This is a genomic window from Litorimonas sp. WD9-15, from assembly GCF_050271975.1.
In the GTDB taxonomy this organism is placed as follows: Bacteria; Pseudomonadota; Alphaproteobacteria; order Caulobacterales; family Maricaulaceae; genus Litorimonas.
In genome coordinates this window covers 649,589-662,608 of record NZ_CP189850.1, presented here as the reverse complement: position 1 = coordinate 662,608, position 13,020 = coordinate 649,589, and the positions used below count along the sequence as shown (strand labels likewise).

Below are 13,020 nucleotides of genomic sequence, written 5' to 3'. Positions count from 1 at the left end.
GAATGGATAGTCCGGTCAAGCCGGACTATGACAAAATTAAATGAGTGTTGAATTATTTAATCGCCGCTGCCTGCAATTCGCAAAGCTCTGCAATGCCTTTTACTGCTAGTCGCGTCAGTTCGTTCATCTCATCTGCTGTGAAGGGTGTGTCTTCTGCGCTGGCTTGGACTTCGATAATGCCGCCCTTATCGGTCAGGACGAAATTTGCATCGGCCTGGGCTGCGCTGTCTTCTGTATATTCGAGGTCGAGGCGGCATTGGCCTTCGACGATGCCGCAGGAGACGGCGGCCATATTGGCGAACATCGGATTTTCGTCCAGCTCGCCATCTTTGACGAGTTTTTCGCAGGCCAGCCAGAGCGCGACCCAACCACCGGAAATCGACGCTGTGCGCGTGCCGCCATCGGCCTGCATCACGTCGCAATCGACGATGATCTGACGTTCGCCCAGTTTTTCGAGATCAATGACAGCGCGTAAAGACCGCCCGATCAAGCGGCTGATTTCCACCGTGCGTCCGCTTTGTTTGCCACGAGCCGCTTCACGGGAGTTACGTGTATGCGTCGAACGCGGCAGCATGCCGTATTCCGCCGTGACCCAGCCGCGGCCCTTTCCCTTGAGCCAGCGCGGGACACCCGCATCGATTGACGCCGTGCAGAGCACGTGCGTCCCGCCAAATTTGGCCATGCATGAGCCTTCCGCATAGGCGGAAACACCTGCTTCAAATGTGACGTCACGGAGTTGGTCGAGGGCTCTGTCGTCGGGTCTTGTGGGGGTCGTCATGTCTATGTCCTTTTGAAAATAAAATAATGGCAGATCCGGCCTTCGCGGATGGCTTTGGCCTCATATCGTGTGGGGGGCCAGTCGTTGGGACGAACCCGCCAATCGGCCTGTGTTTCAGGCGTGAATTTAAATCCACCATGCTTTCTGAGTCGCGTCAGCGTCCAATCCACATAATGGATAATGTCAGACCCAAAGCGAAGCTGCCCGCCCGGTTTGAGGACACGGTGGAGTTCAGCGATAAATTCGGTGCGTAAGAGGCGTCTTTTATGATGTCGTGATTTCGGCCACGGATCCGGAAAGAGCACAAAGATGCGGTCGAGCGAGCCGTCCGGCAAGGCGGAGAGGACATCGCGAACATCGCCGTGATGCAGAGAGAGGTTCTTCAACTCGCCTTCCGCCGCGCCGCGCACAGCTTTCGCGACGCCGTTCAGGAACGGTTCCGCGCCGATCAAATGGACATCGGGGTTGTGCTCGGCCTGCCAGATCAAATGTTCTGATCCACCAAAGCCGATTTCCAGCCAAAGCGGGGAATCGGGTAAGGGCGCGTCCACATCCCACGTCAATCGCGGAAAGTGCTCATCCCAAATGGCCTGAACGGTAGGCGTAAGAGGACGTCCCTTGGCCCGGCCAAAGGTTCGGAATTTATTCTGTTCGCGGTCAAAACTCATCACGCCGCCTATAGGTGGCAGAGGCGGTCTTATAAAGCCCTATTCGCCTTCTTGCTCTGACTTTGCCAGAGAGCGCGCCAACTCGAGTATCTGGCGGCGGACCGCCTTATTCTTGATTTGCAGAACAGCCTTTGCAAGGCTCACACCGTCAGATGAATTGATGAACTCATAGACCAGGGGGGATTGGTCCGGTTCAGCCGCCATCAGAGCCGGGCTGTCATTCTGCCCGCCATATTCGGTTGAAAGCCCGTCATAGAAAAAGCTGACCGGAACATCTAGGACTTCGGAAATTTTCCAAAGGCGGGATGCACCGACACGGTTTGCACCGCGCTCATATTTCTGGACTTGTTGAAAGGTCACGCCAAGTTGCTCGCCGAGCTTTTCCTGACTCATTTTTAGTACTTTACGCCGGAGTCTAATTCGCGCGCCGACATGAACGTCGACCGGATTCGCAGACCGGGGTCCTGGTTTACTTATCATTTTTAGTTCCCATCCGCATTTGATATCGCAAAAGAGCGATTGATATACGTTGCCTCCCGCATATCGCATCAAACGTCGGTAATCTTTGCACGCAACACCATATTGCGGTGCTTAACAGTGGTTACTATGACGCATGTTAACAAACTTAGCAAGAGTAGCACAAGTTGTGTTATTTTCGTTTTATTGTTAATTTTCAGTGGTTTAACTAAAGTTGTATCAATATGAAACACCCCTGTTTTTTTAACTTTTTTATAACGTCTTCCATATGGGTCAATCATAGCGCTTTCACCATTTGAGGCCGCCCGCACAATTGGAAGCCCCGTTTCAATCGCGCGGTAGCGGGCAATATTGGCGTGTTGGGCAGGGCCAATATAATTTCCAAACCAGGCATCATTCGATTGATTTAAAATAAATTGCGGCGGGTTTTTCAGGTCAATCGGCGTAAATCCCGGAAAGATAATTTCATAACAGAGTTGTGGCGAAAGTCGGGGCAGGCCCGGAAAATCGGCGAGACGTTTTTCGTCTGCCGGAGAAATCGAGGCCAAATTTGTTGAGATCAACGGAACCTGCACATCCTCCATCCAATCCATAAACGGAATATTTTCGCCAAAGGGAACAAGCTTATATTTCCGGTTTGATGCGGCCACAGCCGGATATCCATCCGCATTAAATGTGATCGCAACAGAGGCGTTGTAATAGCGCGTGCGGCCCTGCTCGACTTCCGTCAAAAGCGAATTCATCAACCAGACGGGTGGGGTGTCATCCACGCTGGCAAGACTATTTCCAACTGCAGAGAGCAGCGGTTCATTCTCCAAGGCCAAACCGTTCACCGCCCCCTCAGGCCAGACGAGATGTGTGACATCTTCCAGTCCCGGCGCAAGACTGGCGCGGATGAAATCATTCACAATGTCAATTGAGGTATCGGGATTCATCTTATCCGACTGTTTGAAGGGCACAGAGACGATGCGTAACTTAACGCCAGGAACGCTCTCTATATCCGCCTGCGCGAGGCGCATCTGGCCGACGCCATAAAGCGCTACAACTGGGAGGGCCGTCATCGCCAGCGGCCAGATGCGTTTTCGCCAGAAGATAAACTGCCCCAGCGCGGCACTGATCAGAAAGACGAGTGCCGAGAGGCCATAAGCCCCCACCCAACGCGCCACCTGTGAGGGACGGGCGCCGGCCTCAAAAATATAGCCCGGTAAATTCCACGGGAAGCCCCCCAATGCGTGTCCTCGCGCCAATTCTGCCAATGTGAAAACCGCGGTGAATGCTAATACAGCTTTCAAGCCGGACAGTCTCGCCCGCGCCAGATAGGCCCCGCCCAAGCCCCAGAATAAAGCCAACAGACAGGCCAGCCCGCCGACCATAAATGGCATAAGGGGAATAAATTCCGGTCCGCGCTCAATAAAGGCGGAGCCAATCCAGAAAGTTCCGGCCGCGAAATATCCCAAGGCCCACCAAAAGGCCGCGGAAAATCCGGCGCGTCCCGGACGATCCAATTCCGCCGTCCATTGCAGTCGTCCAAATAATATCGCCAGCGACAGAACTGTCAGGGGCCAGTAATGAAAAGGGGCCTGCCCCAAGACCGCAATCGCGCCGAGCAGTACACCCATCCCGCGCCCGGACCAACCCGCATGACGTAAGAGAAGCGGTATCTGCATGACTTAGGCTTTTGGCGTTTCGGGGGTCGTATCCGGCGTGTTCGGTTTTGCCTCAGGCACAGCCGTGGATTTGCGCCGCGTATCATTTATCCGCAATCGTTTCACACGGCGGAGGTCAGCATCTATGACTTCGAATTCCATACCGGAAGCATGTTTGATAATCTCACCCCGTTCGGGTACGCGGCCGGCCAGCGTAAAGATTAGCCCGCCTAGCGTGTCGACATCTTCTTCTTCATCGGGGGTTGCGAAATCCCGTCCGGCGACTTTTTCAAAATGGTCTATCGAAATTCGGGCATCTGCTTCCCAGACTGTGCGACCGCCCTTCCCGACCACGACTTGGACTTCATTTTCGATTTCGTCATGTTCATCATCAATATCGCCGACGATGGTTTCAATGAGGTCTTCAATCGTCACAATACCGTCCGTGCCACCATATTCATCCACGACAATCGCCATATGAATGCGGCGACCCTGCATCCGGCGGAGCAGGTCCTGTGCCAGCATGGAGGGCGGCACATAGATGACATCGCGGCGGATGGTTTTAAGGACTTTACGTTCGGGATAGGTCTTGGCCGTCCGGCCGCGCGCATCAAACATGAGATAGGGCAGCAAGTCCTTAATATGGACCATGCCGATGGGGTCATCCAAAGTCTCTTTATAGACCGGCAAACGCGAATGTCCGGCATCTTTAAAGGCAGCAGATAGTTCCTTAAGCGTCGAGCTGTTGTCGACAGCGACAATATCCGCGCGGGGGACCATAACGTCATCCACGCGCAGGGAGTGAAACCTCTCCGCTGCAATCACCATGCGACGTTGCGCAATATCCGACGCTTTTGGCGTTGAGGCGGGAATGGGGTCAGGGCGTTTTAGAATATCCAGCAGGCGACGGCGAGGCGGTGCAGTGGAGGCGGAAGCGTCTTCGGTCATGATCTCTTAAAGTCGTGAAATCTAATCGTCGTCCAGACGGTAGGGATTGTCAATGCCGAGCGTGGCCAGAGCTGCGATTTCAATCGCTTCCATCTCCTCCGCTTGCGTCTCAGTTTGGTGGTCAAAACCCTGCAAGTGCAACCAGCCATGGATGATGAGATGCGTGACGTGGTTGTCAAAGCTGACACCTTTCTCAACGGCTTCGCGTTCAATCGTCTCCCGCGCCAAGACAATATCGCCCAGCATAGGCGTGGGCGGCGGCACAGGGAAGGAAAGCACATTAGTCGGCTTATCCTTACCGCGATAATCTCGGTTGAGGATCTGGACCTGCGCATCGTCAGAGAGAACAATGGAGAGTTCGCCTTTTCGCGGGTTTTCCAGTTGAAGTTCCACCGCCGATACCGCCTTTTGTATGAGCGTCTCTCTCTCCGGCCACCCTTTGGTTTGTACCGCGATATCTATTGGAAAATCCATAGAGTCGGATTTACGCTTAAACATAGTCTTTGCAAGACTTTGACGCTTAAGGTCCCCACTGCTTCAGCCACGGAAAATCTTGCTCAAGGTAAGACTTTGATCGCATCACTTCATTTGGCCGAGCCGCGATATAGGCGTGATATTCGGATTGTCTTTGGGCAATAAGAAAAGATGTTCTTTCCTGTTCCGCGATAAGCTTGCCGCGAAGGGTCTTCCGATTGGGCGCCTTCAGTTTGAGATAGCTTTTCTGCTCCTGAGCCAAAAGCTGTAAGCTCACCAATATATGACCCATTTCATGATGCGCGCTTGAACAGAAATGACGGTCCCAAAGCTTTTTTTGATCAGGTTTCGCCGTATTATAACTCACCCAATCCGCCAGGGTCAGCTCCGGAGAAAGCTCGAAAATAAGTGACTTCGGATCTATTTGGTACTCGCCATCATCCGAACGATCATCAATATATTGCGTTCTCCAAATTGGAGAGACCTGAGCCAAAACCGTCGCCTGTCCCGGGCGGTTTAAATAAGGGTTCATGATCGGACGGCGCTTGAAAAAATCCTTTGAAACAGCTTCAAAATCCATGCCGTAAACCGGAACGAGTTTTGTTTTCGGCATTCTATATCTAATTTGAACGCCGCTTTTTAGCGTATAGCTGTAAACACCTTCATCGCTTTGTCTTAAACTTCCATCCGGAAGTTTTGCGGGTGGACGGAAAACATCTGTTCCACAAGGTGTTTCGCCCAGCCAATGGGGTTGAAGCCTCGGTTGTGCATATCCCGTTCGCGCAAATTGGAACGCATAGATTGCGAGCGCCAAAGCTATAATCTGCGTTCGACTCATAAAAAGGCCTTTGTTTGAGCCCTCTTATGTCAAGCTCATCAATAAAAGCTGAACTTTAAACATCTAAAACGGGCACTACGCGTCCTTCTCATAGGCATTGACAATTTTTCCGACGAGCGGATGTCGGACGACATCGCTGGCGAGGAACTTGACTTGTTCAATCCCTTTAATTCCGTTGAGAATGCCCAGCGCATGGGCGAGGCCGGAAGGTTGCCCATGTGGGAGGTCGGTTTGTGTGGGATCGCCTGTGACAGCATATTTTGCGCGCTCCCCCAGACGTGTGAGTACCATTTTCATCTGCGCGACGGTCGCGTTCTGCGCTTCGTCAATCACGACAAAAGCGTCCGACAATGTCCGACCTCGCATGAAGGCCAATGGCGCGATTTCGATATCGCCCGCGGCGCGGCGACGGTCTACCTCGTCCCGTCCCAGCACCATGTGCAGCGCATCCCAGATGGGTTGCATATAGGGATCAACTTTTTCGTTCAGATCACCGGGTAGAAAACCGAGCCGTTCGCCTGCCTCAACAGCCGGGCGACAGGCAATAAATTTTGTGATCTCCCCACGGGCGAGCAACGATGCGCCGTAAGCCGTCGCGAGGAAAGTCTTACCTGTCCCCGCCGGCCCGACGCCAAAAATAATCGTTTCGTCCCGCATCGCATTGATAAATTTTTCCTGACGCGGCGTTTTCGGCACAATCGGACTGCGTCTTGGGAATGGTATAATTGCATCCACCGTCGCGGCCTTGACCTTCCCCTTGCCCATGGCGCGGATCAGCGCCCGAATATCGGACGGGCCGCATGGCCAGCCGCGTTCCAGCCGTTGGTAAATTTCCTTCACCAACTCACCCGCACGAGCCCGCGAAGGCGCATCACCGTTAATATGCACAGCTGCCCCCGGCGCCTCAATATAAACGCCAAAAGCCTCCTCAATCAGCGCAAGATTTGCATGGTTCGCCCCACATAACCGCCGCACCAAATCAGCATCATCAAATTCAAATATTTCTGTCTGTTTGCTCATAAGGGGGAGATAGGGTGTGTGGATAGGGAATGCGAGTAAGAATTAGACCTTTAATATATTATCGGACCCTCACCTGTTGCAGCCAGAACTGTCCACTCTCCGTTTAACAATTCCAAGAGATAAGCCCGGGGTGGGCCGCCAAGTCGAATAACATGTTGACCATCATGTCCTGACGCAAAAAGAAGCACTTTTGTTTTGTCGGATGAAAAGAGAATTTGGACCGGAATAAAAGATCGGGGATGCCAGTGATATGAGCGCAAGCTTTCCGAGACAGGTTCACCCGAGTCTGAGAATATAAGGCCCTGCTCGGACATTATATAAACGTGAGATCGTGGCGTGATAGCTGAGCCACAGCTTAGCTCGGACGACATGATACCCGATCTGTTGACTTCTGGTTTCATCGAAACAGGGCCCGATGTCGTCTGACCACCCCCACTCGGCCGCCAATATTTATTATCTTCCAATTGCGACTTAGCCATATCGAAAAGTGTTTGCTTCGTCGCGGCAATTTCCTGTTCAAGCGCCTCACGCGGCCTAGCTAATGTTGTATTCCAGCGCCCTTTATGGGCCTTTAAGTCTGCCTCCAACGTTTCAATCTCAGCGTCAGTAGACTCAGGCCTATTCAATAGAAACTTTAGACGGCGCTCCATCTGGATGGCTTTATAATCCGTGGGGGTTTTAAGCCGTGTTGAAACATCTGATGGGTCATATTTGCCAAACACATCATTCCATTTATCCCGTGACTCCATGGCCGACAAAACGGAGGCTTCAAATGCCGTCGCCTGATAAATACTTTTATATTGAGACAGAGTGGTATTTGAAAATTTTCCAACAGGTACCAACTTCAAATCAATCTCCGTTGAAGGAACATAAGAGAGTTTTATTTTCTTGGGAAAGAGAACAGTATCTCTTGTCGCGCTTCGTAAACAGATTGTTTCACCCGTGACGCTATCCGCACCACATGGGAAGCCGCGCTCCGCAGAAGCGAGATGAAAGTCAAAAGCCGCAGAAATCACACGACACTCTAAGTCTTCCCCATACGCTAATATTGGTAGGATTAACCCAAGGCTTATAAAAAAGAGGCGGAAGATGCTGTGAAAAACGCTCATGACTTTTAATGTAATAATATTACATATTTGTCAAATTATCAAACAATAAACTTTAGATACCGGACGCGGCTTCAAGACTGTCTTGCACCTTCCACGCAAATGGCCTTAACAAGGCGCAAATTTGATTTCACAGAGACAATGACTATGGCAAATTCAGATACCCCTCCTGTTTCTAAAGAAACCACCCCCAAAGATCCGACCAAAGGCTTTCTGGGTTGGGTGGAGCGAACGGGAAATAAACTCCCCGATCCTGTGTTCATCTTTTTCTACCTCATTCTCACACTTGTTGTGATTTCCGTCATTGTGGCAGCGCTGGGCGGGTCAGCGACGCTAAGCGAACAAGTCATGGGCGGTATGCCAGACAGCCAGAAAGCGCGGTTTAGTATTGGGGCGGATGGCGTCATTCCGGCGATGAGCCTGCTATCACCGGAAAACATCTCGCGCCTTTGGGTCGAGATGCCGAAGACCTTCACGCATTTCCATCCGCTCGGCTACGTCCTCGTCGTCATGCTGGGCGCGGGCGTCGCGGAACGGTCGGGCCTGTTCTCCAGCGCCATGCGCTCCGCCGTACGCAGCGCGCCGCTCTTCCTCCTGACGCCTGTTGTTGCGCTGGTCGCGATGATCGGGAACCATGCCGCAGACGCCGCCTATGTTGTACTTATTCCGCTGGCCGGTGTCCTCTTTGCGAGTGCGGGACGTCATCCGCTCGCCGGGATTGCCGCCGCCTTTGCAGGGGTCTCCGGCGGATTTTCCGCGAATATATCACCGGGACAATTGGATGCATTGCTCTACGGGATCACACAGGAAGCCGGTGAAATCCTGAACGCGGATTATCAAGCCAATCTTCTCGGCAATTGGTATTTCATCGCGACGTTGATGTTTATTTATCTGCCGCTGATCTGGTACGTCACAGACAAAATCATCGAACCGCGCCTAGGGAAGTGGGTCGCGGAAGGTGAGAATGCGAGCTATGCCAATGAAGACAAGCCACTCACAGACGCCCAGAAAAAAGGCCTGCGTCGGTCAGGGCTCGCCGTTTTGGGTATTGTCGCACTTTGGGTGGCGATGACCTTTGGCCCCGGAACGCCCCTGATTAACGAGGCTGCCTGTCCACCGGATGTTGCCGCGACAGGCGTTTGCAGTCCGATTGCGAATTGGACGCCATTTCTGACGTCGCTTGTCGCGGGCTTTATGATGCTCTTCCTCGCGGCGGGCTGGGCTTATGGTAAAGCGGCCGGCACAATTAAAGACCACCGTGACCTTGTGGAGATGATGGCAGAGGCCATGAAGGATATGGGCTATTACCTCGTCCTCGCCTTTGCCGCGGCACATTTTGTGGCCATGTTTGAATGGTCCAATCTGGGTTTGATTTCTGCCGTTCACGGGGCGAACGGGATTGAAGCGAGTGGCCTGCCTATGCCAATCCTGCTCGGGCTAATCGTGCTCTTCTCGGCATTGATTAATCTCTTTGTCGGCTCGGCATCTGCGAAATGGGCTTTGCTCGCGCCAGTCATGGTACCGATGTTGATGCTACTGGGTATCTCTCCGGATGGTGCGACGGCCGTTTACCGGGTCGGCGATGGCGCGACGAATATTATCACGCCACTCATGGTCTATTTCCCGCTCATCCTCGTTTTTGCGCGACGCTGGCAGAAAGACTTTGGACTCGGCAGCCTCACCGCAATGATGATCCCCTATTCCATCTGGATGTTAATCACGGGTGTTATCCTCGTCGTCGCCTGGGCTTTCCTCGGCTTTGATCTGGGGCCGGGCGCGCCGATGGCTTATGAGCTGCCGGGCGTCGCTGGCTAAGCATGACAAAAATTACCTTCCTCTGCCCACCGGAATTGGAAGGTAAAATTCCGCCGCCTGTGAGGGCTTCAAAATGCCTGCCGGACTGGTTCCGGAATCTCCCCCGCGAGATGGGGATGAAAGATGAACACGGTCTGCCCGGACTGACTGTGCGGGCTTGTCTGCCCGTCGCAGATGTTATGTCCTTGGGTTGGATTATTCCCCTCCCCGTCGATATTTCCACATCTGCGGACCCGCAGACGGGACAGCTCCAATTTCACTGGCCACAGGACGCGCCGATCAAACCGCTCGACATGCATCATCCCGGCCAGATTGGCGCGGATAAGCCCGGCCCTTTCACGGGCCAGGTCCCGCTGAAATTTATCAATCCGTGGCGCGTTGTCTTGCCCGCAGGCTGGTCCGCCAGTTTCCTCCACCCGATCAATCATATGGACCTCCCCTTCCGCGCCTTTAACGGTGCAGTGGATTGCGACGCGCTGGACGTGCCCGTTAATGTGCCCTTCTTCTGGACAGGCGTGGGGACGGACTTCCACCTCCCCGCCGGAACACCCATGGTGCAAGTCATTCCCTATGAACGTGCCGCGATGAAGATGAGCGCGGAGGTTCGTGCGGAGACAGCAGAAGAAGCAGAGGTTCGCGCGGTGTCATTAAGTCGGAAATATGCGGAAGAATCTGTCTATTCAAAAGAATGGCGGAGACGGCATGAACGCGAGACTTGAACGGTATTAATGTTGAGAAACCTTCGGGTTTATTGGCTTTTAACGCCCTCCTGTCGGGTCAAAGTCATAAATGTGGCGGGCCGCTTTCGTAGTCTGTCCGATAAATTTATGTATCTTTAGATCTGTTCAAAGCGGTAAAGGAGACATGACGATGGACATTGATACTGAAAAATTAAAGCGCTGGCGCGAAGAACGTTTCTGGTCGCAGGAACACCTTGCGGAACTGGCGGGCGTCGCCCTTCGGACCGTGCAACGGATTGAAAATGGCGGAAACGCATCCCGCGAGTTGATCACAGCCTTAGCCGCAGCCTTTAATGTGGACGCGACCGCCCTGACCTATCATCCGGAAGATCATAAAGACGAACTGGCGCGAGAAAAACTCGCGCACTCTCTTTCGGCCCTCCGCTTATCCGCTTTAATCGTCGCGGCCAGTTGGTTTTTTATCATGATCGTTTTTGCAGGCATCAGCGCGTCCGACGGACCGGGCGGAGACAATATGATGGTCCCCGCGATTTGGGTCACGGTTGGGGCTGCGGGTCATGGCTTGGCAGTCGTGATTGTGGAAATCGTCAATCGGTTTGGCAAACCGAAACGACGTTAATTTAAAAAAAGCCTTGGGCGAGTTCTTAATTTAAGGTCGTCCAAAGCTGCCCACTTAGATAAAATGCATTCATCTTGTATGAAAGCGCGAAGATAAAGATTATGTCAAAAGTGCGGTCGGGGTAGGTTTTTATCCCGTAATTTTCTCCGTAGACAATTCTTTGAGATTCAAAATATCAATCTCTTGAAATAATCGTGCAGGCATCCATCTCGAGCCCATCGGCTTGTAATAAATTACAACACCTTTTTTCTTAAAACTCATGGCTTTAACCTGTTCCCAAGGTGTTATGATTTTATTTTTAGCGCCATCAGCAAGCATCAATTCCGATTCATCGAAAAACCAATTAACTTTAAGTTGCTCAGGCTTCATTCGAAAGTGACAGAATGCGATCCAGATAGGCGTTAATATTAACGTGAGAGCGATTACTACGAGGCTTCCAATGAGAGCATATATCGTTTCATTTAAATTCAGAGAAAAGCCACGAAAAAAGCTTATCGTCAAAAAAACTAAGAGGGTGATTGCACCAGTTTTCAAGCTCGTTTTAAGCGTGTCCACACTGTTAAAAAGCCAGTCAATATTATCTTTAAAAACAATCATGACTTCTTGTGATTTTATCTTTTTTTCCATTAACTAAACCAAAACTCCAACCAAAGAATTCCGCCCGGCTTCCTCAATCCGTACATCCACGATCTGCCCGATGAGCGCTTCCGGCCCGTCGAAATGTGTGCCCGTTAGATACGGGCTGCGGCCAAATAATTGCCCGCCCTTGCGGCCCTTACCCTCGACCAACACCGACAGCGTTTTCCCGATGAGGGACTTATTGTGGTCTTCCTGTTGTTTGTAGAGCAGCGCCTGGAGGCGGACGAGGCGGTCTTGTTTGACGTCTTCCGGTACTTGGCGGTGCATGCTGGCGCCCGGTGTGCCGGGGCGGATGGAATATTTGAAACTGAAGGAGGAGGCATAGCCGATCTCTTCCACGCATTTCATGGTCTGTTCAAAATCGGCCTCGGTCTCGCCCGGGAAGCCGACGATGAAATCGCCGCTCAAGGCGATTTCCGGACGGGCAGCCCGAATTTTTGCAATTAATTGTTTATAGTGATCATAGGTGTGATCGCGGTTCATCGCGCGCAGAATTTTATTACTGCCCGATTGGATGGGCAGGTGGAGATAAGGCATCAGCTTCGGCTCTTCGCCAATCACCTTAATCAGTGCATCATCCATATCGCGCGGGTGAGAGGTCGTGAACCGGATTCGGTCAATGCCGCCAATCAGGGCGACATGACGAATTAATTCGCCCAAACCCCATTCGGACCCGTCGGGCCCTTCGGCGTGATAGGCATCGACATTTTGCCCAATGAGCGTGATCTCCCGCACGCCCTGCGCGGCGAGATCGCGTGCTTCCATGACGATTTGGTCGACGGGGCGACTGACTTCCGCGCCACGCGTATAGGGCACGACACAGAAGGTGCAGAATTTGTCACAGCCTTCCTGCACGGTCAGAAAAGCGGAGAAGCCCTTCACATTTCGTGTCTTGGGCAGGCTGTCAAATTTCTCGATTGTGTCGAATTCCGTTTCCAAAACCTCACCGGATTTACGGTGAACCTTAGCGATCATTTCGGGCAGCTTGTGATAGGTCTGCGGGCCGAGTACCATATCCACGACGGGCGCACGGCGCATGATCTCCGCGCCTTCGGCCTGTGCGACACAGCCTGCGACGGCGACTTTCATCTCGGGCTTATTCGCCTCTTTATGCTGACGAATGCGGCCGAGTTCGGAATAGACCTTCTCCGCCGCCTTCTCGCGAATGTGGCAGGTATTGAGAATGACGAGATCCGCTTGGTCCGGCGTCTCGACGGGCGCATAGCCGATAGGCGCGAGAACATCAGCCATCCGCTCGCTGTCATAAACATTCATCTGACAGCCATAGGTC

General features: G+C 52.6%; 15 protein-coding genes. 3 read left to right on the top strand and 12 right to left on the bottom strand.

From position 1 onward, the window contains the following. Nucleotides 1-52 precede the first annotated feature (52 nt). The 10 genes from rph to ACP9M6_RS03140 form a co-directional block, all read right to left on the bottom strand. On the bottom strand, nt 53-778 hold the full coding sequence (gene rph / locus ACP9M6_RS03185; RefSeq protein WP_427453382.1) for a ribonuclease PH: 726 nt from the start codon (nt 776-778) through the stop codon (nt 53-55). A 2-nt stretch (nt 779-780) separates the two neighbouring features. Beyond that, a complete protein-coding gene (gene trmB, locus ACP9M6_RS03180; protein ID WP_427453381.1) occupies nt 781-1,446 on the bottom strand; it encodes a tRNA (guanosine(46)-N7)-methyltransferase TrmB in 666 nt (221 codons plus the stop codon). 39 nt (nt 1,447-1,485) lie between these two features. Next, a complete protein-coding gene (locus tag ACP9M6_RS03175) occupies nt 1,486-1,926 on the bottom strand; it encodes a helix-turn-helix domain-containing protein (protein ID WP_427453380.1) in 441 nt (146 codons plus the stop codon). A 68-nt stretch (nt 1,927-1,994) separates the two neighbouring features. Next, nucleotides 1,995-3,590, bottom strand: a complete 1,596-nt coding sequence (gene lnt, locus ACP9M6_RS03170; RefSeq protein ID WP_427453379.1) for an apolipoprotein N-acyltransferase — start codon at nt 3,588-3,590, stop codon at nt 1,995-1,997. A gap of 3 nt (nt 3,591-3,593) precedes the next feature. Further along, nucleotides 3,594-4,517: a hemolysin family protein gene (locus ACP9M6_RS03165; RefSeq protein ID WP_427453378.1), complete on the bottom strand. Its 924-nt coding sequence runs from the start codon at nt 4,515-4,517 to the stop codon at nt 3,594-3,596. Nucleotides 4,518-4,538: 21 nt separating this feature from the next. Beyond that, on the bottom strand, nt 4,539-4,991 hold the full coding sequence (gene ybeY / locus ACP9M6_RS03160) for an rRNA maturation RNase YbeY (RefSeq protein WP_427453375.1): 453 nt from the start codon (nt 4,989-4,991) through the stop codon (nt 4,539-4,541). Between the two features lie 46 nt (nt 4,992-5,037). Continuing rightward, nucleotides 5,038-5,604 carry a DUF922 domain-containing protein gene (locus tag ACP9M6_RS03155; RefSeq protein WP_427453373.1) on the bottom strand — a complete coding sequence of 189 codons (567 nt, stop codon included), beginning with the start codon at nt 5,602-5,604 and terminating at the stop codon, nt 5,038-5,040. 62 nt (nt 5,605-5,666) lie between these two features. Then, complete coding sequence (locus tag ACP9M6_RS03150; RefSeq protein WP_427453371.1) at nt 5,667-5,789, bottom strand: hypothetical protein; 123 nt, start codon at nt 5,787-5,789, stop codon at nt 5,667-5,669. Between the two features lie 115 nt (nt 5,790-5,904). Continuing rightward, complete coding sequence (locus tag ACP9M6_RS03145; RefSeq protein ID WP_427453369.1) at nt 5,905-6,849, bottom strand: PhoH family protein; 945 nt, start codon at nt 6,847-6,849, stop codon at nt 5,905-5,907. Between the two features lie 50 nt (nt 6,850-6,899). Next, nucleotides 6,900-7,958 (bottom strand): hypothetical protein, encoded by a 1,059-nt coding sequence (locus ACP9M6_RS03140; RefSeq protein WP_427453367.1) that lies wholly within the window; start codon nt 7,956-7,958, stop codon nt 6,900-6,902. A 144-nt stretch (nt 7,959-8,102) separates the two neighbouring features. Between ACP9M6_RS03140 and ACP9M6_RS03135 the strand changes: the two genes are divergently transcribed. The 3 genes from ACP9M6_RS03135 to ACP9M6_RS03125 all read left to right on the top strand — a co-directional run bounded on the left by ACP9M6_RS03135 (nt 8,103) and on the right by ACP9M6_RS03125 (nt 11,090). Further along, nucleotides 8,103-9,770 (top strand): AbgT family transporter, encoded by a 1,668-nt coding sequence (locus tag ACP9M6_RS03135; RefSeq protein WP_427453365.1) that lies wholly within the window; start codon nt 8,103-8,105, stop codon nt 9,768-9,770. Nucleotides 9,771-9,772: 2 nt separating this feature from the next. Further along, entirely contained in the window at nt 9,773-10,489 is a 717-nt protein-coding gene (locus ACP9M6_RS03130; protein ID WP_427453363.1) for a hypothetical protein, read from the top strand. Between the two features lie 145 nt (nt 10,490-10,634). Beyond that, the gene (locus ACP9M6_RS03125) at nt 10,635-11,090 is read left to right on the top strand and encodes a helix-turn-helix transcriptional regulator (protein ID WP_427453361.1); all 456 of its coding nucleotides are present in this window, start codon (nt 10,635-10,637) and stop codon (nt 11,088-11,090) included. Nucleotides 11,091-11,219: 129 nt separating this feature from the next. On the opposite strand, the gene ACP9M6_RS03120 is transcribed toward ACP9M6_RS03125, so the two are convergent. Next, nucleotides 11,220-11,717: a hypothetical protein gene (locus ACP9M6_RS03120; RefSeq protein WP_427453359.1), complete on the bottom strand. Its 498-nt coding sequence runs from the start codon at nt 11,715-11,717 to the stop codon at nt 11,220-11,222. Nucleotides 11,718-11,720: 3 nt separating this feature from the next. Beyond that, nucleotides 11,721-13,004, bottom strand: coding sequence for a tRNA (N6-isopentenyl adenosine(37)-C2)-methylthiotransferase MiaB (gene miaB / locus ACP9M6_RS03115; RefSeq protein ID WP_427454745.1), 1,284 nt, complete (start codon nt 13,002-13,004; stop codon nt 11,721-11,723). Nucleotides 13,005-13,020 lie beyond the last annotated feature (16 nt).

What these genes read in the sequence shown, in the direction of transcription:
- rph (WP_427453382.1), bottom strand. Translation starts at nt 778, where the DNA reads ATGACGACCCCCACAAGACCCGACGACAGAGCCCTCGACCAACTCCGT.
- trmB (WP_427453381.1), bottom strand. Translation starts at nt 1,446, where the DNA reads ATGAGTTTTGACCGCGAACAGAATAAATTCCGAACCTTTGGCCGGGCC.
- ACP9M6_RS03175 (WP_427453380.1), bottom strand. Translation starts at nt 1,926, where the DNA reads ATGATAAGTAAACCAGGACCCCGGTCTGCGAATCCGGTCGACGTTCAT.
- lnt (WP_427453379.1), bottom strand. Translation starts at nt 3,590, where the DNA reads ATGCAGATACCGCTTCTCTTACGTCATGCGGGTTGGTCCGGGCGCGGG.
- ACP9M6_RS03165 (WP_427453378.1), bottom strand. Translation starts at nt 4,517, where the DNA reads ATGACCGAAGACGCTTCCGCCTCCACTGCACCGCCTCGCCGTCGCCTG.
- ybeY (WP_427453375.1), bottom strand. Translation starts at nt 4,991, where the DNA reads ATGGATTTTCCAATAGATATCGCGGTACAAACCAAAGGGTGGCCGGAG.
- ACP9M6_RS03155 (WP_427453373.1), bottom strand. Translation starts at nt 5,604, where the DNA reads ATGCCGAAAACAAAACTCGTTCCGGTTTACGGCATGGATTTTGAAGCT.
- ACP9M6_RS03150 (WP_427453371.1), bottom strand. Translation starts at nt 5,789, where the DNA reads ATGCGTTCCAATTTGCGCGAACGGGATATGCACAACCGAGGCTTCAAC.
- ACP9M6_RS03145 (WP_427453369.1), bottom strand. Translation starts at nt 6,849, where the DNA reads ATGAGCAAACAGACAGAAATATTTGAATTTGATGATGCTGATTTGGTG.
- ACP9M6_RS03140 (WP_427453367.1), bottom strand. Translation starts at nt 7,958, where the DNA reads ATGAGCGTTTTTCACAGCATCTTCCGCCTCTTTTTTATAAGCCTTGGG.
- ACP9M6_RS03135 (WP_427453365.1), top strand. Translation starts at nt 8,103, where the DNA reads ATGGCAAATTCAGATACCCCTCCTGTTTCTAAAGAAACCACCCCCAAA.
- ACP9M6_RS03130 (WP_427453363.1), top strand. Translation starts at nt 9,773, where the DNA reads ATGACAAAAATTACCTTCCTCTGCCCACCGGAATTGGAAGGTAAAATT.
- ACP9M6_RS03125 (WP_427453361.1), top strand. Translation starts at nt 10,635, where the DNA reads ATGACGATGGACATTGATACTGAAAAATTAAAGCGCTGGCGCGAAGAA.
- ACP9M6_RS03120 (WP_427453359.1), bottom strand. Translation starts at nt 11,717, where the DNA reads ATGGAAAAAAAGATAAAATCACAAGAAGTCATGATTGTTTTTAAAGAT.
- miaB (WP_427454745.1), bottom strand. Translation starts at nt 13,004, where the DNA reads ATGAATGTTTATGACAGCGAGCGGATGGCTGATGTTCTCGCGCCTATC.